Raw genomic sequence first — 25690 nt, 5'->3', positions numbered from 1 at the left:
GCGAGGTGGAGCTAATCGCACAAAACCGATCGTAGTCCGGATCGCAGTCTGCAACTCGACTGCGTGAAGTCGGAATCGCTAGTAATCGTGAATCAGAATGTCACGGTGAATACGTTCCCGGGCCTTGTACACACCGCCCGTCACACCATGGGAGTGGGTTGCTCCAGAAGTAGCTAGTCTAACCTTCGGGGGGACGGTTACCACGGAGTGATTCATGACTGGGGTGAAGTCGTAACAAGGTAGCCGTAGGGGAACCTGCGGCTGGATCACCTCCTTAATCGAAGACATCAGCTTCTTCATAAGCTCCCACACGAATTGCTTGATTCATTGCGAAGACGATTGGGTCTGTAGCTCAGTTGGTTAGAGCGCACCCCTGATAAGGGTGAGGTCGGCAGTTCGAATCTGCCCAGACCCACCAATGTTACGGGGCGCAGGCTTCAGTACATTGGGGCCATAGCTCAGCTGGGAGAGCGCCTGCTTTGCACGCAGGAGGTCAGGAGTTCGATCCTCCTTGGCTCCACCACTCTCGTTAGAGTACAGAAATGAGCATTGCTGCAAAGGCAGTCAGTGTTGATTTCTGGTCTTTACCAGAATCGTTCTTTAAAAATTTGGGTATGTGATAGAAGTAGACAGCATGATTACTTTCACTGGTAGTTATGTTGGCTAAGGTAAAATTTGTGAGTTCAAGCGCAAATTTTCGGCGAATGTCGTCTTCACGTTACGAATCTATAACCAGATTGCTTGGGGTTATATGGTCAAGTGAAGAAGCGCATACGGTGGATGCCTTGGCAGTCAGAGGCGATGAAAGACGTTGTAGCCTGCGATAAGCTTCGGGGAGGTGGCAAACAACCTGCGATCCGGAGATCTCTGAATGGGGGAACCCACCCAGCATAAGCTGGGTATCTTGTACTGAATACATAGGTGCAAGAGGCGAACCAGGGGAACTGAAACATCTAAGTACCCTGAGGAAAAGAAATCAACCGAGATTCCCTTAGTAGTGGCGAGCGAACGGGGATTAGCCCTTAAGTGGCTTTGAGATTAATAGAAGGCTCTGGAAAGTGCCGCCATAGTGGGTGATAGCCCCGTATATGAAAATCTCTTAGTCATGAAATCGAGTAGGACGGGGCACGTGAAACCTTGTCTGAATATGGGGGGACCATCCTCCAAGGCTAAATACTACTGACTGACCGATAGTGAACTAGTACCGTGAGGGAAAGGCGAAAAGAACCCCGGAGAGGGGAGTGAAATAGATCCTGAAACCGTATGCGTACAAGCAGTGGGAGCCCACTTTGTTGGGTGACTGCGTACCTTTTGTATAATGGGTCAGCGACTTATATTCAGTGGCGAGCTTAACCGAATAGGGGAGGCGTAGCGAAAGCGAGTCTTAATAGGGCGTTTAGTCGCTGGGTATAGACCCGAAACCGGGCGATCTATCCATGAGCAGGTTGAAGGTTAGGTAACACTGACTGGAGGACCGAACCCACTTCCGTTGAAAAGGCAGGGGATGACTTGTGGATCGGAGTGAAAGGCTAATCAAGCTCGGAGATAGCTGGTTCTCCTCGAAAGCTATTTAGGTAGCGCCTCACGTATCACTCCAGGGGGTAGAGCACTGTTTCGGCTAGGGGGTCATCCCGACTTACCAAACCGATGCAAACTCCGAATACCTGGAAGTGTCAGCGTGGGAGACACACGGCGGGTGCTAACGTCCGTCGTGAAAAGGGAAACAACCCAGACCGTCAGCTAAGGTCCCAAAGTCATGGTTAAGTGGGAAACGATGTGGGAAGGCTTAGACAGCTAGGAGGTTGGCTTAGAAGCAGCCACCCTTTAAAGAAAGCGTAATAGCTCACTAGTCGAGTCGGCCTGCGCGGAAGATGTAACGGGGCTCAAACCATGCACCGAAGCTACGGGTTCACACTATGTGTGAGCGGTAGAGGAGCGTTCTGTAAGCCTGTGAAGGTGAGTTGAGAAGCTTGCTGGAGGTATCAGAAGTGCGAATGCTGACATGAGTAACGACAATGCGAGTGAAAAACTCGCACGCCGAAAGACCAAGGTTTCCTGCGCAACGTTAATCGACGCAGGGTTAGTCGGCCCCTAAGGCGAGGCAGAAATGCGTAGTCGATGGGAAACGGGTTAATATTCCCGTACTTCTAGTTACTGCGATGGGGGGACGGAGAAGGCTAGGCCAGCAAGGCGTTGGTTGTCCTTGTTTAAGGTAGTAGGCTGATTTCTTAGGCAAATCCGGGAAATCTAGGCCGAGAACTGATGACGAGCGTTCTTTTAGAATGCGAAGTGGTTGATGCCATGCTTCCAAGAAAAGCCTCTAAGCTTCAGGTAACTAGGAACCGTACCCCAAACCGACACAGGTGGTCGGGTAGAGAATACCAAGGCGCTTGAGAGAACTCGGGTGAAGGAACTAGGCAAAATGGCACCGTAACTTCGGGAGAAGGTGCGCCGGTGAGGGTGAAGTATTTACTACGTAAGCCCATGCCGGTCGAAGATACCAGGCCGCTGCGACTGTTTATTAAAAACACAGCACTCTGCAAACACGAAAGTGGACGTATAGGGTGTGACGCCTGCCCGGTGCCGGAAGGTTAATTGATGGGGTTAGCGCAAGCGAAGCTCTTGATCGAAGCCCCGGTAAACGGCGGCCGTAACTATAACGGTCCTAAGGTAGCGAAATTCCTTGTCGGGTAAGTTCCGACCTGCACGAATGGCGTAACGATGGCGGCGCTGTCTCCACCCGAGACTCAGTGAAATTGAAATCGCTGTGAAGATGCAGTGTATCCGCGGCTAGACGGAAAGACCCCGTGAACCTTTACTATAGCTTTGCACTGGACTTTGAATTTGCTTGTGTAGGATAGGTGGGAGGCTTTGAAGCGTGGACGCCAGTTCGCGTGGAGCCATCCTTGAAATACCACCCTGGCAACTTTGAGGTTCTAACTCTGGTCCGTTATCCGGATCGAGGACAGTGTATGGTGGGTAGTTTGACTGGGGCGGTCTCCTCCCAAAGAGTAACGGAGGAGTACGAAGGTGCGCTCAGACCGGTCGGAAATCGGTCGTAGAGTATAAAGGCAAAAGCGCGCTTGACTGCGAGACAAACACGTCGAGCAGGTACGAAAGTAGGTCTTAGTGATCCGGTGGTTCTGTATGGAAGGGCCATCGCTCAACGGATAAAAGGTACTCCGGGGATAACAGGCTGATACCGCCCAAGAGTTCATATCGACGGCGGTGTTTGGCACCTCGATGTCGGCTCATCACATCCTGGGGCTGAAGCCGGTCCCAAGGGTATGGCTGTTCGCCATTTAAAGTGGTACGCGAGCTGGGTTTAGAACGTCGTGAGACAGTTCGGTCCCTATCTGCCGTGGACGTTTGAGATTTGAGAGGGGCTGCTCCTAGTACGAGAGGACCGGAGTGGACGAACCTCTGGTGTTCCGGTTGTCACGCCAGTGGCATTGCCGGGTAGCTATGTTCGGAAAAGATAACCGCTGAAAGCATCTAAGCGGGAAACTTGCCTCAAGATGAGATCTCACTGGAGCCTTGAGCTCCCTGAAGGGCCGTCGAAGACTACGACGTTGATAGGTGGGGTGTGTAAGCGCTGTGAGGCGTTGAGCTAACCCATACTAATTGCCCGTGAGGCTTGACCATATAACACCCAAACAATTTGCGTGTTAGACGGTTGAAGTCGACAAACCGAAAATTTGCAACGAACCACAAATTACTCATATCACATACCCATTCGGGAAGACGCCTCACCGCGGCTTCCCAACCCAATCGCTTGACGACCATAGAGAATTGGAACCACCTGATCCCTTCCCGAACTCAGTAGTGAAACGATTCATCGCCGATGGTAGTGTGGGGTTTCCCCATGTGAGAGTAGGTCATCGTCAAGCACCTATACCAAAACCCCGGTTATCGACAGATAACCGGGGTTTTACTTTGCGCGGGAAAAAGTCTGGGCGTCGCTCTCGGCTATCTCGGGCAGTGCGATGGCGTGTCGCGAGGGCTTAGCTCTGCGCCAGGTTCTCCCCCTTGGATTCTTCAGCGTGCGCGACACGACGACCAGCGTGGCACCTTGAGACGCGGCAGAATGTCGATGCTCCGGCAGCCCTCCAGCCAGGTTGGGTTACCCACGATGGCAAGGAAGCAAGCCAGAGGGCAAACACCTCTGCAGCCGCTGAGCTAGCGACTTGCTTATTGGCAATAGCCGAGCTGAAAACGCATCTGCGCTGCGTCTGGCGACAGACGTTGTCGCCACGCTAGTTTCATTGGGCAGCAGGGGCAGCCTGCTCGATTCAGCACAATCAGTAATGAAAACCAACCGACTAGCTATCAAGCGCAAGTGGCGTGAGTTGGTGAGCGCTGGTGGCACACTCGAGTTCAACCGCGGCGGATGCGCGGAGCACTTTTGCGGCCCGGCCGGCTTGAGCTCTTTCTTCGTCGGCCTCTGTGGGCAGTCATTCGCTGTCTATGGCCGCGTCAGATGCAAAGACATAAGCGGTAGTGTCGTCATGCCCTTTTTTAGAACGCGCGCTGTCAGGCGCAGGGCGCTTGGCAGCCGATAGAAGGGCCAGGTGGCTCAGTCGCCGCGATACTCGCAGCCGCTGGTACAGGTCTCGTGGATACGCACCCGGGAAAGCTCTGGCAGCAACGGCTTCAGTTGTTGCCAGATCCACTTGGCAAGTACTTCGCTGGTGGGATTTTCCAGTCCGGGGATTTCGTTCAGGTAATTGTGATCAAGCTGCTCGTAGATAGGCCTGAAGATCGCTTTTATCTCGGAAAAATCGCGAATCCAGCCGGTATATGGATCTACAGCGCCTTCGATATGAATACCGACCTTGAACGAGTGGCCGTGCAGGCGACCGCACTTGTGGCCCTCGGGAACGTGCGGAAGACGATGGGCGGCTTCGAAGATGAATTCCTTGAACAGTTCCACGTTGAGCGCCTTGGCAGAAGAGGGTGATCAATGATCAAAAGGGGCTGCAGTTTAGCAGCTCTGTTTCGCTGTTTAGCACTGCGACATGGTCATTCAGAGCGGAGCGAGCCGGTCGACTATGGCGCTCTTGTCGGCAAGCTGGAGAAATTCGTCACCCAGACGCTGGCTTTCGAGCATTGCCTTGCGCCAGTAGCGCTCGCGTCCGTCATCGTCGCCCAGGTAGCGCTTGAAGTCGGTCCGGTCCGGTAGTTTGCGATGCGGCAGGCGCTGCAGGTATTCGGCCGAAGGCGCCAGCAGGACGACGTCCTGCAGCTGCTCGTTGTTGGCCTTGCGCCAGAACAAGCTCTTGTCGAACCAGCCGGGGATGATCCTGTCGGTGAAGTGCGGGTAGAGCACCAGGCCATCGCTCTGATAGGGCAGGTCGAGGTGGTAGTCGAGCAGTCCGCCATCGCGGAAGGTGCCCTGGCCGACGCCTGGAATCTCGCGGATGGCCTCCATGACCATCGGAATTGAGCCCGAGGCGAGTAGCGCCTGGCGGATGTTGGCGACGCTGAGGGTATGAAAGTGCGAGCGAAAATCCGTCAGCGGCGCGAGAGGCGGCGCCAGACGTTCGTCATGCAGGATCACTCGCTCGAAGTGGCGGGCCAGCCGACTGCGGGCGATCAGGTTGTTGCCGATCACCGAAGAAAGTCCCAGCGCCAGAGCACGCCGATCATCATCAATGAGTCGACCCTGGCTCTTAACCACGACGATGTTCAGGTGATACAGCGGATTGCTCAGCAGTGTCTGGTCCCGGCCTTCGAGCAAGTCGTCCAGCAGCTGCATGCAACAGCGCGAGACCTCGCCCATGCTGACGCGTCGGGCAAAGCGTTGGCTGGTGTAGAGCTCTCCCAGGCGGAGGATGCCGGCTCGTGCGTCTGGCAGACAGGCCGCAGCAAAACGCCAGGAGCCTATCGAGGCGCCGATCAGGGTACGCGGACGTGGTACCGCGGGTAGCCAGTCGCCGAACAGCGCCAGATCCAGCCCCTGTATGCCCAAACCCTTGGGCCCGCCTGCCGCGCCCGGAAGGATGGCGATATCCTCTGCGCGCAGGCCGCGCTCGCGAATGCGCGCCATGGCGCGCTTGCCGGCGCGCAGGGTGAGGGCAGGGAACTTGATCTGGATAGCGCTCATTCTGGTCTCCATGTCGCAGGCGAGCGATTATAAGGACGCGCGAGAGACATGGCTCGATTTCAGTTTCGCTTCAGCTCGGCTTTGTAACCTGGCATCGCTGAAAACGAAACCAACGAGGAAATCGACATGAACAATTTCACCAAGATCATCGGCGTTGCAACCATCGCACTGAGTGTCAGCGGTCTGGCCCAGGCTCGCGATATCGGCCCGGACGAGGTACTGCGCCTGCGTGAAGCAAATACCATCAAGAATCTGGAAGAACTGAACAAGTCGGCAGTCGCCAAGCATGCAGGCGCCGTGATCGAGGAAAGCGAGCTGGAAGAAGAGTACGGTCGCTACATCTATCAGCTGGAACTGCGCGATGCGCAGGGAGTGAAATGGGATCTGGAATTCGACGCTGCAACAGGCGAGATGCTGCGCAACCAACAGGACGACTGATGGCGAAAGGGCGCTGGAAGCCGCTGCTGCTGATCACCCTGATGTGTTCGGCGGCAACGGCGCGCGACCTCGATCACGATGAGGCGCTGGCCTTGCGCAAGGCTGGCGTGATCCTGCCGCTGGAACAGGTCATCGACTCTGCTCTCGGACGCTATCCAAGGGCACGTCTGCTTGAGGTGGAGCTTGAGGAAGAGGACGGGCAACTGGTGTACGAGGTGGAGTTGCTGACTGACGGCGGCGTGGTACGCGAGCTGGAGTTCGACGCGCGCGACGGTCGACTGTACAAGGACGAGGTGGACTGATGCGCCTGCTGCTGGTTGAGGACAACGTGCCTCTTGCTGACGAGCTGGTCCAGGGCCTGCAACGCCAGGGCTACGCCATCGACTGGCTGGCTGATGGGCGTGATGCCGCGTTCCAGGCGGCCTGCGAGCCCTACGACCTGATCATTCTCGACCTCGGTCTGCCCGGTCGTCCGGGGCTGGACGTGTTGCGCGAGTGGCGTGATGCCGGCTTGCGCTTTCCGGTACTGATCCTCACCGCGCGTGCGTCCTGGGCAGAGCGGATCGAGGGCCTGCGCGCCGGGGCGGATGACTATCTGGCCAAGCCGTTTCACCCCGAGGAACTCTTCCTGCGAGTCCAGGGCCTGCTGCGGCGCGCCCGTGGCCTGGACAGCCGAGCACCTATCGAAGTCGCAGGTCTGCGCCTGGACGAGTCGCGGCAAACTGTCTGGCGCGATAACGAGGAGATCGGCCTGACCGGCGCGGAGTTTCGTCTGCTGCGCTATTTCATGCTGCACAGCAACCAGCTGCTGTCCAAGTCGCGCCTGGGCGAGCATCTCTACGAGGGCGATGGCGAGCCGGACTCGAACGTTCTTGAGGTCCATGTGAACCACTTGCGGCGCAAGCTCGGCAGACAGGTCATCGAAACCCGTCGCGGCCAGGGCTACTGCTTCGTCGGGTTGAGCGCATGAGGTCGATCCAGCGACGTCTGGGCGTCGGATTGTTGTTCATTCTGCTGCTGGTCGGCGTCGTCATGGTCAATGCCAGCATCTGGCTGGTCGACCTGGGCCTGCGTCGCTACCTGCAAAACGGTCTGCGTGACGAGGCGGAGCTGCTGCTGATCGCCACCGTGCGCGGTCCCGCCGGGATCCAGCTGGACGACTTGCGGCTGTCACCGGCTTACCAGCGGCCTCTGTCGGGAAGCTACTTTCGTGTCGATCTGCCCGATCAGGTCTGGCGCTCACGCTCGTCATGGGACTTCCAGCTGGAGCGGCCGACCCGCTCGGGCTTGCAACACGGCCTGGTGGACGGCCCCGGTGGACAGGAGCTGCTGGTCTATCGCGCCGATTTCCGGCGCTTCGGTAGCGATCTCTCGATCACCGCTGCACAGGACTATCGACCGCTGTCGCTGGCTTTTACCCAGGTTCGCTGGCTGCTCAGCGGCATAGGCGCACTGGCGTTGCTGGTCGTACTGCTACTGCAATGGCTCAACGTGCGCGCCGCGCTGCATCCGCTGGAGCGCGTGAGGCTGCAGGTCTTGCAGCTGCAGCAAGGCCGGCGTGGGCGCCTGGACAGCGAGGCCGACCGCGAGCTGGCGCCCCTGGTCGAGCAGATCAACAGTCTGCTGCAGCACACCGAAGGTAGCCTGCGCCGCTCGCGCAACGCGGTAGGCAATCTGGGACATGCGCTGAAGACGCCGCTGGCGGTGCTGCGCAGCCTGCTGGCACGCGCTGAGCTGGACGCGCTGCAGCCATTGCGCAGACAGATGGACGATCAGCTGGATGTCGTCGAGCAGCGTCTGGCACGCGAGCTGAACCGCGCGCGTCTGTCCGGAGAGGTGCTGCCCGGCGCGCACTTCGAGTGCGATCAGGAGTTGCCGCCGTTGTGCGACACCCTGCGCATGATCCATCCGCATCTGCGTCAGTTGAGTTGGCAGGCACCACCAGGGTTGCGCCTGCCATGGGATCGCGAAGATCTGCTCGAAGTGCTCGGCAACCTGCTCGACAACGCCTGCAAATGGGCGCTTACCCAGGTGTCGCTGAGCATTGAACAGGATGGGCAGGAGCTGCTGCTGCGCATCGAGGACGACGGCCCCGGTGTTGCGGAGCAGTTGCGCAGCAGCCTGCTGGCGCGGGGTTCGCGCCTGGACGAACAGGTTCCTGGTCACGGGCTGGGGCTGGCGATCGTTCGCGACACCCTGGATGCCTGGGGCGGAACCTTGCAGCTGGGGAACGCCGGGCTGGGCGGGTTGCGCGTCGACGTGCGCCTGCCGTTGCCAAATTGACTACATGCCGGTGGGAAACTCCGCCATCTCGATTCGCCCGCGTATCGGTGCGAGCGCCTCGGTGTACTGCAACAGGACCTGCAATGCGTAGTCACTGCGCCTGCGGATGCGCGCATCCTCGGCATCGGCCGCATCGCCTTCGTTCATCACTTTTTCCACCTGGCGGATGATCAGATGTTCGGGGATGTGGCAGAGGCGACAGTTCTTGTAACCGGAGGCGCGCAGCTCGCTGATCGGGTAGGCACCGCCGATCCCCGAGGAAACACCAACCAGCAGACAGGGTTTGTGTGCCAGCTCGTCGCGGCCGGCGTAGAGAAAGAAGTTCTTCACTGCAGGGCAGGCCATGCCATTCCACTCAGGGGAAACCAGTACCAGGGCATCGGCCCGGCGCAGGATTTCGGCGTGATCTGGCCAATGCTCGGCAGGCGCGGCCGGCCATAGCGGCAGCGGCTCCAGGGCAAGATCGATCAGCTCGACCTGCAGCGAAGGCTGCAGTGCTACAAGTCGCCGCGACAGATAGCGGGCAACCTTGCCGGACTGGCTATCGGGACGACTGGAACCTGCCAGCAGAGCAATGGTGGACATCTGCATTTTCCTTTCGAGAGAAGGCAGCCAGCCTAACTGCCGACGCTGCGCCCAACAAGCTGCGGCACTTGCCTGAGCGCCCGCGGACTAAGCAGGGATGGCCCCATCCGGAGGTCGTCGGGCAAGTCAAAAGGGGTGAGCGGCTTTGCGGACCTTCGAATATCGCTTCTTCGTACTTCTGCTGGTACTGGTGTCACTGGCATTTGGCTGGATTCTGCTGCCGTTCTACGGCGCGGTGTTCTGGGCAGTGGTGCTGGCGATCCTGTTCATGCCGGTGCAGCGTCGCCTGCTGCGGCTGTGCGGCGAACGGCGCAACCTGAGTGCCTTGCTTTCCACGCTCAGCTGCCTGCTGCTGGTGGTTTTGCCGGTGGGCCTTACCTTCGCGTTGCTGATTCGTCAGGGCACCGCGCTGTACAAGCGCATCGAGTCCGGTGAGCTAGACCTGAATGCGATGCTCGATCAGTTCAACGCGGCGCTTCCGGAGCGCCTGCGCAGCGCGCTGGACGGCTTCGGCTTTGGCGACTGGGCGAGCATTCGCGAACAACTGGTCAACGCCGCCAAACAGGGCAGTGAACTGATGGCGGGCAAGGCACTGAGCATCGGCCAGGACACCTTCGGCTTCTTCGTCGCCTTCTTCGTGATGCTTTATCTGCTGTTCTTTCTGCTGCGCGACGGTCCGCAGTTGCTGGAGAAGACCCGTCGTGCGATACCGCTGAGCGCGCCGCACAAGAGCCGACTGCTGGACAAGTTCACCCAGGTGGTGCGGGCCACGGTAAAGGGCAATCTGGTGGTGGCGCTGATCCAGGGCTTGCTCGGCGGGGCGATCTTCGCGGTGCTGGGAATCCCCGGTGCGCTGCTCTGGGGTGTGCTGATGGTATTTCTGTCACTGCTGCCCGCGGTGGGCGCCGGGCTGGTCTGGGGACCCGTGGCGCTGTACTTCCTGATGTCTGGCGAGCCTTTGAAGGCAGTGATGCTGACCGCCTTCGGCGTGCTGGTGATCGGCCTGGTCGACAACATCCTGCGTCCGATCCTGGTCGGCAAGGACACCCGCATGCCGGATTATCTGATCCTCATCTCCACGCTCGGCGGCCTGTCGCTGTTCGGCCTCAACGGCTTCGTCATCGGCCCGCTGATCGCCGCGCTGTTCGTCTCGATCTGGAGCATCTTTGCCGACCAGACCCAGCGACCCGCCACCCAGGGGCAGACCGCTACGGACGGCCGGCGTGAATGATCAGAGTGCCGCCTGCTGCACCAGCGACAGCAGCGGCTGCGGGTAAACGCCGAAGAAGAAGGCGAAGAAGGCGACCATCATCAGCATCACGCCGCCAGCACGCTGCCCCCAGTTGAAGGGGGCGTCGTGGTGGTGCAGCTTGGGTTCGACCAGGAACAGCGTGACCATTACCCGCAGGTAGTAGAAAACGCCGATCGCGCTGCCCAGCACCAGGGTACCCAGCAGCCACCAGAGTTCAGCCTGCACGCCCACGGTGATGATGTAGAACTTGCCGATGAAGCCTGCGGTGAGCGGAATGCCGGCCAGCGACAGCATCATCAGTGCCAGTACCGCGGTCAGGTAGGGGCGCCGCCAGAACAGGCCGCGGTACTCGTAGAGCGCGTCGGCGTCGCGGCCGTTGTAGGGCGTCGACATCAGCGTGATCACCCCGAACGCGCCCAGACTGGTCAGCACGTAGGTCACCAGATAGACGCCAACGGCTTCCTCCGCGAGGCCTTTGCTGGCAATGAGCGCGATCAGCAGGTAGCCGAAATGGGCGATGGAGGAATAACCGAGCAGACGCTTGAGGTTGTTCTGCAGCAGTGCCAGCAGGTTGCCCAGCAGGATCGAGGCTACCGCGATGGCACTGAGCACGCCCGCCAGCCAGCCGCCGGCGGTGGCCGGTGACAGCTGATACAGACGCAGCAGCACGGCGAACACGGCAATCTTCGCCGCGGTGGCGAGAAAGGCCGCCACTGGCGCTGGCGCGCCCTCGTAGACATCCGGGGTCCACAGGTGGAAGGGCACCAGCGACAGCTTGAATGCCAGACCCACCAGCATCATCCCGGTACCCATCTGCGCCAGCGGGCTGCTCAGACCATTTTCCAGAGCGATGCCGATGCTGGCGAAGGCCAGGCTGCCGGCCTCGGCATACAGCAGCGCCATGCCGAACAGCAGGAAGGCACTGCCGGCCGCCGAGAGCACCATGTACTTGATGCCGGCCTCCAGCGAGCGCTTGTTGAAGAAGGCGTAGGCCACCAGGCCGTAGACCGGCACCGAGAGCAGCTCCAGGCCGATGAACAGCGCCGCCAGATGTTCCGCGCAAACCAGCACCATGCCGCCCAGGGTCGCCAGCAGCATCAGCAGGTACAGCTCCTCGCGGTTGCCGGGGAAACCCTGGCCCTCGCGTTCGCCCAGATAGGCGTGCGCCAGCGTCACGCAGGCGATGGTCGCGATCAGCAGCAGCGCCATGTAGAAGTAGGCAAAGCGATCGACCTTGAGCAGGGAAGTGACCTGCTGCGCGTCGCCGCCGGCAACGGCGACTACCGATACCAGGGCCGCGCCAAGACCTGCCAGTGACAGCAGGTAGGTGAGTGCATGGTGGCGGCGCCAGGCGATCGCCAGCATGACCAGCAGCACGGTAGCGCTGAGGATCAGCAGGGGCAGCAGGGCGATGAGATGTTGGGTCGTCAGTTGCATGTCACCACTACCGAGTCGGGGCGAGTTGGGAGAAGGCGGTGCCCAGCCATTGCTGGACGCCCTGCATGCTGCTCCAGGAAGTATCGAGAACCACCTGCGGGAACAGGCCCAGGCCGATCAGCAGCGCCGCCAGGCCCAGCACCATGCTCAGCTCGCGCCCGTTCAGGCCGCGCAGGGCCTGTTCGCTGGTGGCGGGGCCGAAGTAGGCACGGTGGATCATGATCAGCGAGTACACCGAGGCGAACACCAGGCCGAAGGTGGCGGCCGCCGAGATCCACGGCCAGTCGGCGAAGGTACCCAGCAGGATCAGGAATTCGCCGATGAAGTTGCCGGTACCGGGCAGGCCCAGCGAGGCGGCGGCGAAGAACAGGCTCAGCGCCGGCAGCCACGGCAGGCGCGCCCAGAGTCCGCCCATCTGGCGCATGTCGCGGGTGTGCAGGCGCTCATAGAGCTGGCCGCAGAGGATGAACAGCGCTGCGGCCGACAGGCCGTGCGCGACCATCTGCACCACGGCGCCCTGCAGCGCTTGCTGGCTGCCGGAGTAGATGGCGATCAGGATGAAACCCATGTGCGAGACGCTGGAATAGGCCACCAGGCGCTTGATGTCGGTCTGCGCGAAGGACAGCAAGGCGCCATAGAAGATGCCGACCAGGCCCAGTGCCATGGCAATCGGCGCGAATTCCGCCGAGGCGTTCGGGAACAGCGGCAGGGCAAAGCGCAGCAGGCCGTAGGCCGCGGTCTTGAGCAGGATGCCGGCGAGGTCGACCGAGCCTGCGGTAGGCGCCTGGGCGTGGGCGTCGGGCAGCCAGGAATGCACCGGCACCACCGGCAGCTTGACCGCAAAGGCGATGAAGAAACCCAGCATCAGCACGTATTCGACCGTCGGCGGCAGCGGGGTGCCTAGCAGGCGCGCGTAGTCGAAGGTGAACTCGCCGGTGACGCTCTGGTGAAAGAACACCAGGCCCAGAATCGCCACCAGCATGATCAGGCCGCTGGCCTGGGTGTAGATGAAGAACTTGGTAGCGGCGGTGATGCGGGTCTTCTTGCCGTCGCCGCTGTGGCCCCAGAGCGCGATGAGGAAGTACATCGGCACCAGCATCATTTCCCAGAAGAAGAAGAACAGGAACAGATCCAGGGCGAGGAACACGCCGACCACGCCGCCGAGAATCCACATCAGGTTGAGGTGGAAGAAGCCGACACGCTTCTGGATCTCGCTCCAGGAACAGAGCACCGAGAGCACGCCGAGCAGGCCGGTGAGCAGGATCATCAGCAGAGACAGGCCATCCAGTGCCAGATGGAAGTTGATGCCGAAGCGTGCGATCCAGACGTGCTTGAACTCGACCGTCCAGTTCGCGGCATCGGCCGGGTGGGGCGCCAGACTGTAGTCGCCGACGCTCCACAGCCAGAGGCCGAGGCCGAGTACCAGCGCCATGCTGAACAGCGCGATCCAGCGTGGCAGGGTCGGCGCGACGCGTTCGGTCAGCCAGCAGAGCAGGCCGCCGATGAAGGGAATCAGGATAAGCCAGGGCAGAATCATGTCGGCTTCAGGTCCTTGTGCAAGTAGGCAGATGCGTCATCAGAAGGCACTCAGCAGGATCAGACCGAGGATCGCCACCGCGCCGCAGGCGACGGCGCCGGCATACCAGCGCAGCTGGCCGTTCTGACTGCGGCTGAGCAACTGGTGGCTGACCACCGCCAGGCGTGGCAGCAGGGCAATGCTGCGGTCCATGGGGTCGCGTGCGAGCAGGCGGCAGAGCAGCAGGTAGGGTTTGACGAACAGCCAGTCATAGAGCCAGTCGAAGCCCCAGGCGGCGAACCACCAGGCACTCAGCAGACGACCCGGTGTGCTGGCTGCCAATGCCTGCACCAGACGGCGTCGGCCCAGGAACAAGAGTGCCGCGAGAATGATCCCGGCGACCGCCACGCTGCCGGAAATGACTTCCAGCGCCAGCTTGCCCTCGCCACCGGCGTGGCCCGCGCTTTGCGGCAGGACCCCGGCCAGCGGCGGCGTGATCAGCGCGCCGACAAAGGTCGAGAGCACGATCAGTGTGGCCAGCGGCAGGTTGTGGGCAAGGCCATGGCCGGCATGCGCTTCGGTCTTCTGCTCGCCATGGAAGGCGATGAAGATCAGCCGGAAGGTATACAGCGAGGTCAGGAAGGCGCCGGCAAGGCCTGCGTAGAGCAGCCCGGAGTGCCCGCTGGCAAAGGCTTCCCAGAGGATCTCGTCCTTGGAGTAGAAGCCCGCGGTGATCAGCGGCAACGCCGCCAGCGCCGCGCCACCGACGATGAAGCTGGCGTAGGCCAGCGGCAGTTTCTTCCACAGCCCGCCCATGCGGAAGATGTTCTGCTCGTGGTGGCAGGCGTGAATCACGCTACCGGAGGCGAGGAACAGCAGCGCCTTGAAGAAGGCGTGGGTCATCAGGTGGAAGATCGCCGCGTCCCAGGCGCCGACGCCGAGGGCGAGGAACATGTAGCCGATCTGGCTCATGGTCGAGTAGGCGAGGATGCGCTTGATGTCGGTCTGCACCAGGGCGGCGAAGCCGGCCAGCACCAGGGTCACGCCACCAACGATGCCGACCAGCTCGAGCACCTCGGGGGTGAGCAGGAACAGACCGTGGGTGCGCGCGATCAGGTAGACGCCGGCGGTGACCATGGTCGCCGCGTGGATCAGCGCCGACACCGGGGTCGGGCCGGCCATGGCGTCGGCCAGCCAGGTCTGCAGCGGCAGCTGGGCCGACTTGCCGACGGCGCCGCCGAGCAGCATCAGGGTCGCCAGCCACAACCAGGCGTCACCCTCGACGTAGCGGTGTGGGGCGATCTCGAGCAGTTGCTGGATGTCCAGGGTGCCGAGGTTGATGAACAGCAGGAACAGGCCGATGGCCATGAACACGTCGCCGACGCGGGTGACGATGAAGGCCTTGAGCGCCGCGTTGCCATTCTTGCGCTCGCTGTAATAGAAGCCGATCAGCAGGTACGAGCACAGGCCCACGCCTTCCCAGCCGAAGTACAGCAGCAGCAGGTTGTCGCCCAGAATCAGCAGCAGCATGCTGGCGATGAACAGGTTGGTGTAGGCGAAGAAGCGCGAGTAGCCGGCCTCGCCACGCATGTACCAGCTGGCGAACAGGTGGATCAGAAAACCCACGCCGGTGACCACGCCAAGCATGGTCAGCGACAGTCCATCCAGATACAGGGCGAAACGCGGCGCGAAGCCGTCGACGTCCATCCACTGCCAGAGCAGCTGGTTGTAGGCGCCGTCCAGCGGCGGCGCAGCGTTGAACTGCCAGATGATCCAGGCACTGAGCAGCGCCGACAGGCCGACCGAGCCGACGCCGATCAATGCAGAGAGGTTTTCCGAGAAGCGTCCGCGGCTGAACGACAGCAACACGAAGCCGATCAGCGGAAACACCAGGGTGAGATAGAGAAGGTTCATCCGCGCATCTCGCTGGCTGCGTCAATGTCCAGGGTGTGGAAGCGGCGATACAGCTGCAGCAGGATCGCCAGGCCGATGGAGGCCTCGGCCGCCGCCAGGGTGATCACCAGGATGAACATCACCTGACCGTCGGGCTGGGCCCAGCGGCTGCCGGCAACGATGAAGGCCAGCGCGCAGGCGTTCATCATGATTTCCAGGCTCATCAGCACGAAGAGGATGTTGCGTCGTACCATCAGCCCGAGCAGGCCGAGGCTGAACAGCATGCCGGCCAGGGCCAGGCCGTGCTCCATGGGGACCGGGCTCATCACATGACCTCCTTGGCTTCCGGGCGACCGAGATGGAAGGCTGCCACCAGCGCGGCGAGCAGCAGCATCGCGGCCAGTTCGACGGCGAGCACGTAAGGACCGAACAGGCTGATGCCGACCTCCTTGGCGCTCACGGTGTCGCTGCCGAGGATGGCGCCACTGGGCTGGGCCAGCAGCAGGTAGAGCAGCTCGGCCAGCAGCAGGGCGCAGAGCAGCGACGGGCCGATCCACTGCCTCGGTGCGAGCCATTTGCGTTCCTGCTCGGCCACGCTCGGGCCGAGGTTGAGCATCATCACCACGAAGACGAACAGCACCATGATGGCGCCGGCGTAGACGATGATCTCCAGCACCCCGGCGAAGGGCGCGCCGAGGGCGAAGAAGCACATCGACACGGCCAGCAACGACACGATCAGATAGAGCAGGGCGTGCACCGGGTTGGTATGGGTGATCACCCGGAAGGTGGCGGCCACGGCGACACCGGCGGCCAGATAGAAGGCGAATTCCATCAGTGAAACCTCGAAACGGACGGAAGGGGACAGGCAGTCAGTGTGATCACGGCAGCAGCCCCTTGACGTTGATCGGCTCGGCTTCGTTCTGCGCCGCGCCCTTGGGCTTGCCGGCGATGGCCATGCCGGCGACCCGGTAGAAGTTGTAGTCAGGGTATTTGCCGGGCCCGGAGATCAGCAGGTCTTCCTTCTCGTAGACCAGCTCCTGGCGATTGAACTCGGCCATCTCGAAGTCCGGGGTGAGCTGGATCGCGGTGGTCGGGCAGGCCTCCTCGCACAGGCCGCAGAAGATGCAGCGCGAGAAGTTGATGCGGAAGAACTCCGGATACCAGCGGCCGTCTTCCTTTTCCGCCTTCTGCAGGGCGATGCAGCCCACCGGGCAGGCCACCGCGCAGAGGTTGCAGGCCACGCAGCGCTCTTCGCCGTCGGGGTCGCGGGTCAGCACGATGCGGCCGCGGTAGCGCGGCGGCAGGTACACCTGCTCCTCGGGGTACTGCAGGGTGTCGCGCTTGCGAAAACCGTGGCTGAAGACCATCGCCAGGCTGCGCAGCTGGGTGCCGGTACCGACCAGCACGTCCCATATGTATTTGAACATCAGTTTCTCCTTACTGGGCCGCGGCCAGCACGAGTGCGCCGGTCACCAGCAGGTTGATCAGGGTCAGCGGCAGGCAGAACTTCCAGCTGAAGGACATCACCTGGTCATAGCGCGGGCGTGGGATGGACGCGCGCAGCAGGATGAACAGCATGATGAAGAAGCCGGTCTTGAGCGCGAACCAGATGAATGCCAACCAGGGCGCCGCTTCCAGGAAGGGGCCATGCCAGCCGCCGAAGAACAGCGTGGTCAGCAGTGCCGAGATCAGCACGATGCCGATGTACTCGCCGACGAAGAACATGCCCCACTTCATGCCGGCGTATTCGATGTGGTAGCCATCGGCGAGCTCCTGCTCGGCCTCCGGCTGATCGAACGGATGGCGGTGGGTGACCGCCACGCCGGCGATGAAGAAGGTACAGAAACCCAGGAACTGCGGAATGATGAACCACAGGTTCTGCTGCTGGTACTCGACGATGTCGCGCAGGTTGAAGCTGCCGGCCTGGGTCACCACGCCCATCAGCGCCAGGCCCATGAACACCTCGTAGGACAGCGTCTGGGCCGAGGCGCGCAGGCTGCCGAGCAGGGCGAACTTGTTGTTGCTCGCCCAGCCGGCGAAGAGCACCGCATAGACCGCAAGCCCGGCCATGCCGAAGAAGAACAGCAGGCCGATGTCGAGGTCCGCCACGCCCCAGGTCGGGGTGATCGGCACCACGGCGAAGGCGATCAGCAGCGCGCTCATCGCCACCACCGGCGCCAGCATGAAGATCAGCCGGTCGGCGAAGGGCGGAATCCAGTCTTCCTTGAAGAACATCTTCAGCATGTCCGCGGCGATCTGGAACATGCCGAACGGACCGACCCGGTTCGGCCCGTAGCGATCCTGCCACCAGCCCAGCAGGCGACGTTCGACGAAGCTCAGCAGCGCGCCGCTGATCACCACCGCAAGCAGGATCACCACCGCCTTGAGCACGGCGATGACGATTTCCAGGTTTTCCCCGGCGAACCAGCTCATTGCACGGCCTCCAGTGCGGCGACGCCGCCGAACAGGTGGGCGGGAATCCCGGCCAGACCGACCGGCAGAGCGACCACGCCCAGCGGCAGGCTGGCATCGACCAGCAACGGCAGCTGCAGCAAACAACCCTGGCTGCTCAGGCGCAGCTGCGAGCCCTCGGCAAGGCCCAGGCGCTGGGCTTCTTCCTCGGCGATGGCGGCGTAGGGTTGCGGCATGCGCGCCTGGATCGGTTCGGCGCGGGCACTGTTTTCCTCGCTGCCGAACAGGTGATGGCGCGGCACCAGTTGCCATTCCCCGGCGGCTGGAGCGAAGGGCGCCGGCACGGCGAACCAGGACCCGCCGGCACCGCCATGCAGCAGGCGCACGCCCGGATCACCGGCGCGCAGGTGGCCGCCGACCTCGTCCTGGAACTTGTTCCAGGCCTGCGGCGAGTTCCAGCCCGGCGACCAGGCGAAGGGAATCTGCTGGCGATCCTCGGCGCTGCCGGCGTAACCCTCCATGGAGAAGGCGAAGGGACTGTCGACGTCCTGCGGCTGGCGCGGCTCGTGCACGCTCTGGTTGGCGCGCATCGAGGTGCGGCCGCTGTAGCGGTGCGGCTCGCGGGCCAGCTTGAGGCCCTTGATGCGGAAGCCGGCCTTGGGCGCGGCGTCCTCGATGCCGGCCAGCAGCGGCTGGCTGGCGGCGCAGGCGGCGGTGACCTGGTCGAGCTGGCTCCAGTCCAGCGGCTGGCCGCGCAGGGTGCTGTGCAGTGCATGCAGCCAGCGCCAGCCTTCGCGAATCAGGCTCTCGCCGTCGTAGTAGCTGGGCTCGAAGACCTGGAAGAAGCGCTGGGCGCGGCCCTCCAGGCTGACCAGGGTGCCATCGGCCTCGGCGAAGCTGGCCACCGGCAGCAGCAGATGCGCGCGCTCGCTGGTGGCGCTGCGCTGGTGATCGGCGACGATCACCACCCGGGCCGCCGCCAGCGCAGCATCGACACGGGCCGGATCGGCACGCCGGTAGAGATCGTTCTCCAGCACCAGCACGGCATCCGCCGCACCGTTCTCGAGTGCCGCCAGGGCGGCATCCAGCGAACTGTCGCGGCTTTCGCCGGCCAGCAGCAGGGCCATGCCGAGGCTGTTGGCTTCGGGGACCACCAGGCTCAGCGAAGCATTCTTTTCACGGTTCTTCAGCGCCTGGGCGATGTTGCCGGCGGCCTCGATCACGGCCCGGTTGCCCAGCGAGGCGCCGGAGACGATCAGCGGACGCTGGCCGGCGAGCAGGGCCGCGGCGATGCGCTGCGCCAGCTCGGCGGCATCCTGCTCCAGGCCTTCGACTGCCGGCGCCGAGGGGTCGATGGCATGCGCCACGGCGAAGCCCAGACGAGCGATGTCGAGCGGCGCGGCCTGTACGCTCTGCTCGGCCACATCATCGAGCCGGGTGGCGGCGACGCTGGCGATGAACAGCGGGTGCAGCGCGTGCTGGGCGACGTTCTGCACCGCGGCCTGGTGCCAGTCCTGGATGCGTGCGCTGGCAGCGATCTCGGTGGCCTTGCCGCGCGCCGCCTGGCGCAGGGCCAGGGCCATGCGCGCGGCGGTCTGGGTCAGGTCTTCGCCGAGCACGAAGATGGCGTCGTGCTCTTCGATCTCGCGCAGCGAGGGCGTCGGCAGCGGGCCGTCACGCAACAGGTCGCGGATCAGCTGCAGGTTCTGCCACTCGCCGGCCGCGATGCCGCTGTAGAAGTTGTCGGCGCCGACCAGTTCGCGCAGGGCATGGTTGCTTTCCAGGCTGGCGCGCGGCGAGCCGATGCCGATCAGCGTGCGGTTCTTCACCAGGGCGGCGGCCTGATCCAGCGCCGAGTCCACGCCCATCTTCATCTTCGACAGCTGCATGAGCGGCTGGCGCGGTCGGTCCTTGCGGTTGACATGGCCGTAGCCGAAGCGGCCGCGATCGCAGAGAAAGTACTGGTTCACCTCGCCGTTGAAACGGTTCTCGATGCGGCGGATCTCGCCGTAGCGTTCGCCGGGGCTGATGTTGCAGCCGCTGGCGCAGCCATGGCAGATGCTTGGGGCGAACTGCATGTCCCACTTGCGGGTGTAGCGCTCGGAATGGGTCTTGTCGGTGAATACGCCGGTGGGACAGACCTCGGTGAGGTTGCCGGCGAACTCGCTTTCCAGCACGCCATCCTCGACCCGGCCGAAGTAGACGTTGTCGTGCGCGCCGAACACGCCCAGGTCGGTGCCGCCGGCATAGTCCTTGTAGTAGCGCACGCAGCGGTAGCAGGCGATGCAGCGGTTCATCTCGTGGGCGATGAAGGGGCCGAGTTCCTGGTTCTGGTGGGTGCGCTTGCTGAAACGATAGCGGCGCTGGTTGTGACCGGTCATCACGGTCATGTCCTGCAGGTGGCAGTGGCCGCCTTCCTCGCACACCGGGCAGTCGTGCGGGTGGTTGGTCATCAGCCACTCGACCACGCTGGCGCGGAAGGCCTTGGCCTCCTCGTCGTCGATGCTGATCCAGCTGTTGTCGGTGGCCGGCGTCATGCACGACATGACCAGGCGCCCGCGGGTGTCGTTCTCGTCGCTGTACTGCTTGACCGCGCACTGGCGGCAGGCGCCGACGCTGCCGAGCGCCGGGTGCCAGCAGAAGTAGGGAATGTCGAGGCCCAGCGACAGACAGGCCTGCAGCAGGTTGTCCGCGCCGTCGACTTCGTAGTCTTTGCCGTCTACATGGATAGTGGCCATGGGTCTTTTTTCTTCTTACCCGCGCAAGCGGGTGTGGCTAAGGGAATTCAGGTGCGTGACGCAGCGCGCGGCGGGGCAATGGCACAGGCCAACTTCCCGCTGCAGGCGCTTCTTCATGCCGGTGCTCCGCTGGTGAGGGCAGCCTCACCACGTGCGACGCCGGCCTCGAACTCGGGGCGGAAATACTTGATCGCGCTGCCCAGCGGCTCCACCGCTCCCGGTGCATGGGCGCAGAAGGTCTTGCCCGGACCGAGGAACTCGACCAGCCCCAGCAGTACCTCGATGTCCTGGGCCGTGCCCTGGCCGCGCTCCAGCGCGCGCAGGGTCTTCACGCTCCAGGGCAGGCCGTCGCGACAGGGTGTGCACCAGCCGCAGGACTCGCGGGCGAAGAACTCTTCCATGTTGCGCAGCAGGGACACCATGTTGACCGTGTGATCCACCGCCAGCGCCAGCCCGGTGCCCATGCGCGTGCCGAACTTGGCGACGCCTGCGGCATACATCTGTGCGTCCAGGTGTTCGGGCAGCAGGAAGCCGGTACCGGCGCCGCCGGGCTGCCAGCATTTGAGCCGGTAGCCGTCGCGCATGCCGCCGGCGTAGTCCTCGAACAGCTCGCGGGCGCTGATGCCGAAGGGCAGCTCCCAGATGCCGGGGTTCTTCACCTTGCCGGAAAAGCCCATCAGCTTGGTGCCCATGTCCTCACTGCCGGGACGCGCCAGCGACTTGTACCAGTCCACACCCTGACCGACGATGGCCGGCACGTTGCACAGGGTCTCGACGTTGTTGACGCAGGTCGGCTTGCCCCATACGCCGACGGCGGCGGGGAAGGGCGGCTTGGCCCGCGGGTTGGCGCGGCGGCCTTCCAGCGAGTTGATCAGCGCGGTTTCCTCGCCGCAGATGTAGCGCCCGGCGCCGGTGTGCACGAACAGCTCGAAATCGAAACCCGAGCCAAGGATGTTCTTGCCCAGCAGGCCGGCAGCCTTGGCTTCATCGATGGCGCGATTGAGATTGGCGGCAGCATCGACGTACTCGCCGCGCAGGAAGATGTAGCCGCGATAGGCCTTGAGCGCCCGCGCGCTGATCAGCATGCCTTCCACCAGCAGGTGTGGCAGCTGCTCCATCAGCAGGCGGTCCTTCCAGGTGTTGGGCTCCATCTCGTCGGCGTTGCACAGCAGGTAACGGATGTTCAGCGACTCGTCGGCCGGCATCAGGCCCCACTTCACCCCGGTGGGGAAGCCGGCGCCGCCGCGACCTTTGAGCCCGGCGTCCTTGACCTGCTGGACGATGTCGGCCTGGGCCATCTCGGTCAGTGCCTTGCGCGCGGCGGCATAGCCGTTGGTGCGCTGGTATTCGTCGAGCCAGACCGGCTGGCCGTCATCGCGCAGGCGCCAGGTCAGCGGATGGGTTTCTTCGCTTCTTTCGATGCGGTTGATCGGGCCGATGGAGGCGAGCGTCTTCATGCGTAGGCCTCCAGCAGGCTGGCGATCTCGGCGGCGCTGGCGTTGCCGTAGGTGTCATCGTCGATCATCAGCGCCGGGGCCTTGTCGCAGTTGCCCAGGCAGCACACCGGGATCAGGGTGAAGCGGTTGTCACCGGTGGTCTGGCCGGGGGCGATGCCGAGCTGCTTCTGGATGGCCTCGAGGATCGACTCGTGGCCGCCGATGTAGCAGGTCATGCTGTCGCAGACGCGGATGATGTGGCGGCCCACCGGCTGGCGGAAGATCTGGCTATAGAAGGTGGCCACCCCTTCGACGTCGCTCGCCGGAATGCCGAGGATCGCGCCGATGGCATCGGCGGCGCCGTCAGGCACCCAGCCGCGCGCCTTCTGCACGATCTTCAGCGCCTCGATGCTCGCCGCACGCGGGTCTTCGTAGTGATGCATCTCGTGTTCGATGGCGGCGCGCTCGGCGTCGCTCAGGGCGAAACGGTCGGTCTGGATCAGGGTCGTGATGGTCATATCAGCGGTCCACGTCGGCCATGACGAAATCGATGCTGCCCAGGTAGGCGATCAGGTCCGCGACCATGCTGCCGCGGATCACCGAGGGAATCTGCTGCAGGTGCGGGAAGCTGGGCGTGCGGATGCGCGTGCGGTAGCTCATGGTGCTGCCGTCGCTGGTCAGGTAGTAGCTGTTGATGCCCTTGGTCGCCTCGATCATCTGGAACGACTCGTTGGCCGGCATCACCGGGCCCCAGGACACCTGCAGGAAGTGGGTGATCAGGGTCTCGATGTGCTGCAGGGTGCGCTCCTTGGGCGGCGGCGTGGTCAGCGGATGGTCCGCCTTGTACGGGCCCTCGGGCATGTTCTTCATGCACTGCTCGATGATGCGGATGCTCTGGCGCATCTCCTCGACGCGAACGATGCAGCGGTCGTAGGCATCGCCATTGACCGCCAACGGCACCTCGAAATCGAAGTGCTGATAGCCGGAATAGGGGCGCGCCTTGCGCAGGTCGAAATCGCAGCCGGTGGCGCGCAGGCCGGCGCCGGTGACGCCCCATTCCAGCGCCTCGCGGGTGTTGTAGGCAGCCACGCCGATGGTGCGACCCTTGAGGATGCTGTTCTTCAGCGCGGCCTTTTCGTACTCGTCGAGGCGCTTGGGCAGCCAGTCGACGAACTCCTTGACCAGCCTGTCCCAGCCGCGCGGCAGGTCGTGGGCGACGCCGCCGATACGGTACCAGGCCGGGTGCAGGCGGAAGCCGGTGATGGCCTCGATCACCTTGTAGGCACGCTGGCGGTCGGTGAAGGTGAAGAACACCGGTGTCATCGCGCCCACATCCTGGATGTAGGTGCCGAGGAACAGCAGGTGGCTGGTGATGCGGAAGAATTCGGCGAGCATCACCCGGATGAAGTCGACCCGGTCCGGCACGCGGATGCCGGCGAGCTTTTCCACCGCCAGCACATAAGGCAGGTTGTTCATCACCCCGCCGAGGTAGTCGATGCGGTCGGTGTAGGGGATGAAGCTGTGCCAGCTCTGGCGCTCGGCCATCTTCTCGGCGCCGCGGTGGTGGTAGCCGATGTCCGGCACGCAATCGACGATCTCTTCGCCATCCAGCTGCAGCACGATGCGGAAGGCGCCATGGGCCGAGGGGTGGTTGGGTCCCAGGTTGAGGAACATGTAGTCGCTGTGTTCGTTGCCGCGCTGCATGCCCCAGTCTTCGGGGCGGAACCGCGCGGCTTCCTCCTCCAGCTCCTGCTTGGCCAGCGTGAGGCTGAAAGGATCGAACTCGGTGGCGCGTGCCGGGTAGTCCTTGCGCAGCGGATGACCTTCCCAGGTCGGCGGCATCATGATCCGGGTCAGGTGTGGATGGCCCTTGAAACTGATGCCGTAGAGATCCCAGACCTCGCGCTCGTACCAGTTGGCGTTGGGCCAGATGCTGGTGACGCTGGGCAGCTCGAGGTCGGACTCGGCCAATGCGACCTTGATCATCAGGTCGCTGTTACGCTCCAGCGACATCAGGTGATAGAACACCGTGAAGTCGGCGTCCGGCAGACCGCGGCGTTGGGTGCGCAGGCGCTCGTCGACACCATGCAGGTCGTAGAGCATCACGTACGGACGCGGCAGCTCGCGCAGGAACCTGAGTACCTCGATCAGACGGGCGCGCTCGACCCAGAGCACCGGCATGCCGGTGCGGGTGTCCTGCACGGTGAAGCTGCCCGCGCCGAAGCGGGCATTGAGTTCGGTGACGACTTCCGGGTCATCGGAGGTGTACGGCGGAATGTACAGCGCGCTGTCAGCGGTCATGTTCTCGGTCGCTATCGGTGAACGTGCGGAAAGAGCTCTGGCCTTGCGGCCGGATTCAGACGTCGTCGGGGCTGCGCAGGTTGGTGACGGCGATGCGCTGCTCGCGGCGCTGCTCGCGCTGCGATGGCATCTCGGCACGGTAGACACCCTGGTCGCCCACTACCCAGGATAGTGGGCGGCGCTCCTTGCCGATGGACTCCTGCAGCAGCATCAGCGCCTGCAGGAAAGCCTCGGGGCGGGGCGGGCAGCCGGGCACGTAGACGTCGACCGGAAGGAACTTGTCGACCCCCTGAACGACCGAGTAGATGTCATACATGCCGCCGGAGTTGGCGCAGGAACCCATGGAAATGACCCACTTGGGTTCGAGCATCTGCTCATAGAGGCGCTGGATGACCGGCGCCATCTTGATGAAGCAGGTGCCGGCGATGACCATGAAATCGGCCTGGCGGGGTGACGCACGAATGACCTCGGCACCGAAGCGGGCGATGTCGTGGGGTGCGGTGAAGGCGGTGGTCATCTCCACGTAGCAGCAGGAGAGCCCGAAGTTGTACGGCCAGAGGGAGTTCTTGCGTCCCCAGTTGACCGCACCGCGCAGGGTGTCTTCCAGCTTGCCCATGTAGATATTGCGGTGGACCTGATCCTCTAGGGGATCGGACAGCGTCTCCCGCTGGCCGATCGGATACTGGTCATTGACCGCATCCGGATCGATCCGGGTAAGTTTGTATTGCATCGCCAAAGCCTCATTGTTTCAGCTTCGCCTGCCGCTTGCGGCGCGCCTCCGGTGCCCAATCCAGCGCACCGATGGCTGCCTCGTAGACAAGACCCGCGAACAGAATGGTTATGAAAACGGTAGCTCCGATCAGGCCGTACGCACCGCTTTCGCGAACGGAGACGGCCCAGGCGAAGAGAAACAGGGCTTCGACGTCGAAGATCACGAAGAGCATCGCGACGAGATAGAACTTGGCGGAGAAACGCAGGCGGGAGCCGCCTGTGGGAAGCATGCCGGATTCGAATGGCTGGTTCTTGCTGCGGCCGAAGGCCTTGCTGCCGAGCAGGCTGGAGGCGCCCATCATGAAGGCGCAGAGACCGAAGACTCCAAGCAGGAAAACAGCGAAGCCCCAATGGTGCGACAGGGGCGATACAACTTCCGCAGGCATGCCGGCGCTCCTGGACGAAGATGCGGCTAATAGTTATGGGGCTCCGGTCGTACCGGATACCTCTCAGGCTAGGGGCTGCATTCTAGGCGCTTGGGCGAGAGGAAGCAAAAGCCATGTTACAGAATATGTCAAAAGT

The 25690-nt window shown here is 62.8% G+C and carries 21 protein-coding genes, 2 tRNA genes and 3 rRNA genes (1 of these 26 cut by a window edge); 10 read left to right on the top strand and 16 right to left on the bottom strand.

All coding sequences use genetic code 11. The features are described 5' to 3' along the window. The 5 genes from DBO85_RS16290 to rrf form a co-directional block, all read left to right on the top strand. Nucleotides 1–277, top strand: a 16S ribosomal RNA gene (locus DBO85_RS16290); it begins 1260 nt to the left of the window's first position. Nucleotides 278–341: 64 nt separating this feature from the next. Next, nucleotides 342–418 (top strand) — tRNA-Ile (locus DBO85_RS16285). A 29-nt stretch (nt 419–447) separates the two neighbouring features. After that, a tRNA-Ala gene (locus tag DBO85_RS16280) sits at nt 448–523 on the top strand. A gap of 230 nt (nt 524–753) precedes the next feature. Next, nucleotides 754–3645 (top strand): 23S ribosomal RNA (locus DBO85_RS16275). 129 nt (nt 3646–3774) lie between these two features. Continuing rightward, a 5S ribosomal RNA gene (gene rrf, locus DBO85_RS16270) occupies nt 3775–3890 on the top strand. The 16S, 23S and 5S rRNA genes sit together here with 2 tRNA genes alongside, the layout of an rRNA operon. Before the next feature lie 686 nt (nt 3891–4576). Here the strand turns inward: rrf and queD are convergent. Further along, nucleotides 4577–4933: a 6-carboxytetrahydropterin synthase QueD gene (queD, locus tag DBO85_RS16265; protein WP_108108314.1), complete on the bottom strand. Its 357-nt coding sequence runs from the start codon at nt 4931–4933 to the stop codon at nt 4577–4579. Between the two features lie 93 nt (nt 4934–5026). Next, entirely contained in the window at nt 5027–6106 is a 1080-nt protein-coding gene (locus DBO85_RS16260; protein ID WP_108108312.1) for a hypothetical protein, read from the bottom strand. A 126-nt stretch (nt 6107–6232) separates the two neighbouring features. Here DBO85_RS16260 and DBO85_RS16255 point away from each other — a divergent pair, with 126 nt between their 5' ends. Genes DBO85_RS16255 through DBO85_RS16240 form a run of 4 tightly spaced genes read left to right on the top strand, consistent with a single transcriptional unit; the run spans nt 6233 to nt 8827 of the window. Next, nucleotides 6233–6544 carry a PepSY domain-containing protein gene (locus tag DBO85_RS16255; RefSeq protein ID WP_108108310.1) on the top strand — a complete coding sequence of 104 codons (312 nt, stop codon included), beginning with the start codon at nt 6233–6235 and terminating at the stop codon, nt 6542–6544. Continuing rightward, entirely contained in the window at nt 6544–6846 is a 303-nt protein-coding gene (locus tag DBO85_RS16250) for a PepSY domain-containing protein (RefSeq protein ID WP_108108308.1), read from the top strand. The genes DBO85_RS16255 and DBO85_RS16250 overlap by 1 nt, the downstream gene beginning before the upstream one ends. Further along, nucleotides 6846–7514, top strand: coding sequence for a response regulator transcription factor (locus DBO85_RS16245; RefSeq protein ID WP_108108306.1), 669 nt, complete (start codon nt 6846–6848; stop codon nt 7512–7514). Before DBO85_RS16250 ends, DBO85_RS16245 begins: the two co-directional genes overlap by 1 nt. Next, complete coding sequence (locus DBO85_RS16240) at nt 7511–8827, top strand: ATP-binding protein (protein WP_108108304.1); 1317 nt, start codon at nt 7511–7513, stop codon at nt 8825–8827. Before DBO85_RS16245 ends, DBO85_RS16240 begins: the two co-directional genes overlap by 4 nt. On the opposite strand, the gene DBO85_RS16235 is transcribed toward DBO85_RS16240, so the two are convergent. Next, a complete protein-coding gene (locus tag DBO85_RS16235) occupies nt 8828–9412 on the bottom strand; it encodes an NADPH-dependent FMN reductase (protein WP_108108302.1) in 585 nt (194 codons plus the stop codon). A 145-nt stretch (nt 9413–9557) separates the two neighbouring features. On the opposite strand from DBO85_RS16235, the gene DBO85_RS16230 reads away from it, so the two are divergent. Then, entirely contained in the window at nt 9558–10643 is a 1086-nt protein-coding gene (locus DBO85_RS16230) for an AI-2E family transporter (protein ID WP_233356625.1), read from the top strand. On the opposite strand, the gene nuoN is transcribed toward DBO85_RS16230, so the two are convergent. The 13 genes from nuoN to DBO85_RS16165 all read right to left on the bottom strand — a co-directional run bounded on the left by nuoN (nt 10644) and on the right by DBO85_RS16165 (nt 25554). Continuing rightward, nucleotides 10644–12101, bottom strand: coding sequence for an NADH-quinone oxidoreductase subunit NuoN (nuoN, locus tag DBO85_RS16225; RefSeq protein ID WP_108108300.1), 1458 nt, complete (start codon nt 12099–12101; stop codon nt 10644–10646). 7 nt (nt 12102–12108) lie between these two features. Next, nucleotides 12109–13638, bottom strand: coding sequence for an NADH-quinone oxidoreductase subunit M (gene nuoM / locus DBO85_RS16220; RefSeq protein ID WP_108108298.1), 1530 nt, complete (start codon nt 13636–13638; stop codon nt 12109–12111). A gap of 39 nt (nt 13639–13677) precedes the next feature. After that, nucleotides 13678–15531: an NADH-quinone oxidoreductase subunit L gene (gene nuoL / locus DBO85_RS16215; protein WP_108108296.1), complete on the bottom strand. Its 1854-nt coding sequence runs from the start codon at nt 15529–15531 to the stop codon at nt 13678–13680. Next, entirely contained in the window at nt 15528–15836 is a 309-nt protein-coding gene (gene nuoK / locus DBO85_RS16210) for an NADH-quinone oxidoreductase subunit NuoK (RefSeq protein ID WP_108108294.1), read from the bottom strand. The genes nuoL and nuoK overlap by 4 nt, the downstream gene beginning before the upstream one ends. Then, nucleotides 15836–16342, bottom strand: a complete 507-nt coding sequence (nuoJ, locus tag DBO85_RS16205) for an NADH-quinone oxidoreductase subunit J (protein WP_108108292.1) — start codon at nt 16340–16342, stop codon at nt 15836–15838. Before nuoJ ends, nuoK begins: the two co-directional genes overlap by 1 nt. Nucleotides 16343–16388: 46 nt before the next feature. Then, nucleotides 16389–16937 carry an NADH-quinone oxidoreductase subunit NuoI gene (gene nuoI, locus DBO85_RS16200; RefSeq protein WP_108108290.1) on the bottom strand — a complete coding sequence of 183 codons (549 nt, stop codon included), beginning with the start codon at nt 16935–16937 and terminating at the stop codon, nt 16389–16391. 10 nt (nt 16938–16947) lie between these two features. Continuing rightward, the gene (gene nuoH / locus DBO85_RS16195) at nt 16948–17943 is read right to left on the bottom strand and encodes an NADH-quinone oxidoreductase subunit NuoH (protein WP_108108289.1); all 996 of its coding nucleotides are present in this window, start codon (nt 17941–17943) and stop codon (nt 16948–16950) included. Beyond that, on the bottom strand, nt 17940–20660 hold the full coding sequence (gene nuoG, locus DBO85_RS16190; protein ID WP_108108287.1) for an NADH-quinone oxidoreductase subunit NuoG: 2721 nt from the start codon (nt 20658–20660) through the stop codon (nt 17940–17942). The genes nuoH and nuoG overlap by 4 nt, the downstream gene beginning before the upstream one ends. A gap of 113 nt (nt 20661–20773) precedes the next feature. After that, complete coding sequence (gene nuoF / locus DBO85_RS16185; protein WP_108108285.1) at nt 20774–22117, bottom strand: NADH-quinone oxidoreductase subunit NuoF; 1344 nt, start codon at nt 22115–22117, stop codon at nt 20774–20776. Next, the gene (gene nuoE, locus DBO85_RS16180) at nt 22114–22614 is read right to left on the bottom strand and encodes an NADH-quinone oxidoreductase subunit NuoE (protein ID WP_177429784.1); all 501 of its coding nucleotides are present in this window, start codon (nt 22612–22614) and stop codon (nt 22114–22116) included. Before nuoE ends, nuoF begins: the two co-directional genes overlap by 4 nt. Nucleotide 22615: 1 nt before the next feature. Beyond that, on the bottom strand, nt 22616–24397 hold the full coding sequence (nuoC, locus tag DBO85_RS16175) for an NADH-quinone oxidoreductase subunit C/D (RefSeq protein WP_108108283.1): 1782 nt from the start codon (nt 24395–24397) through the stop codon (nt 22616–22618). Nucleotides 24398–24452: 55 nt separating this feature from the next. Continuing rightward, entirely contained in the window at nt 24453–25127 is a 675-nt protein-coding gene (locus tag DBO85_RS16170) for a NuoB/complex I 20 kDa subunit family protein (protein ID WP_108108281.1), read from the bottom strand. A gap of 10 nt (nt 25128–25137) precedes the next feature. Beyond that, nucleotides 25138–25554, bottom strand: a complete 417-nt coding sequence (locus DBO85_RS16165) for an NADH-quinone oxidoreductase subunit A (protein WP_108108279.1) — start codon at nt 25552–25554, stop codon at nt 25138–25140. Between the last annotated feature and the right edge of the window lie 136 nt (nt 25555–25690).

This window comes from Pseudomonas mangrovi (genome assembly GCF_003052585.1).
Lineage (GTDB): Bacteria > Pseudomonadota > Gammaproteobacteria > Pseudomonadales > Pseudomonadaceae > Aquipseudomonas > Aquipseudomonas mangrovi.
Note: the sequence above shows the minus strand (reverse complement) of the source record. Positions and strands in the feature narration are given on the sequence as shown.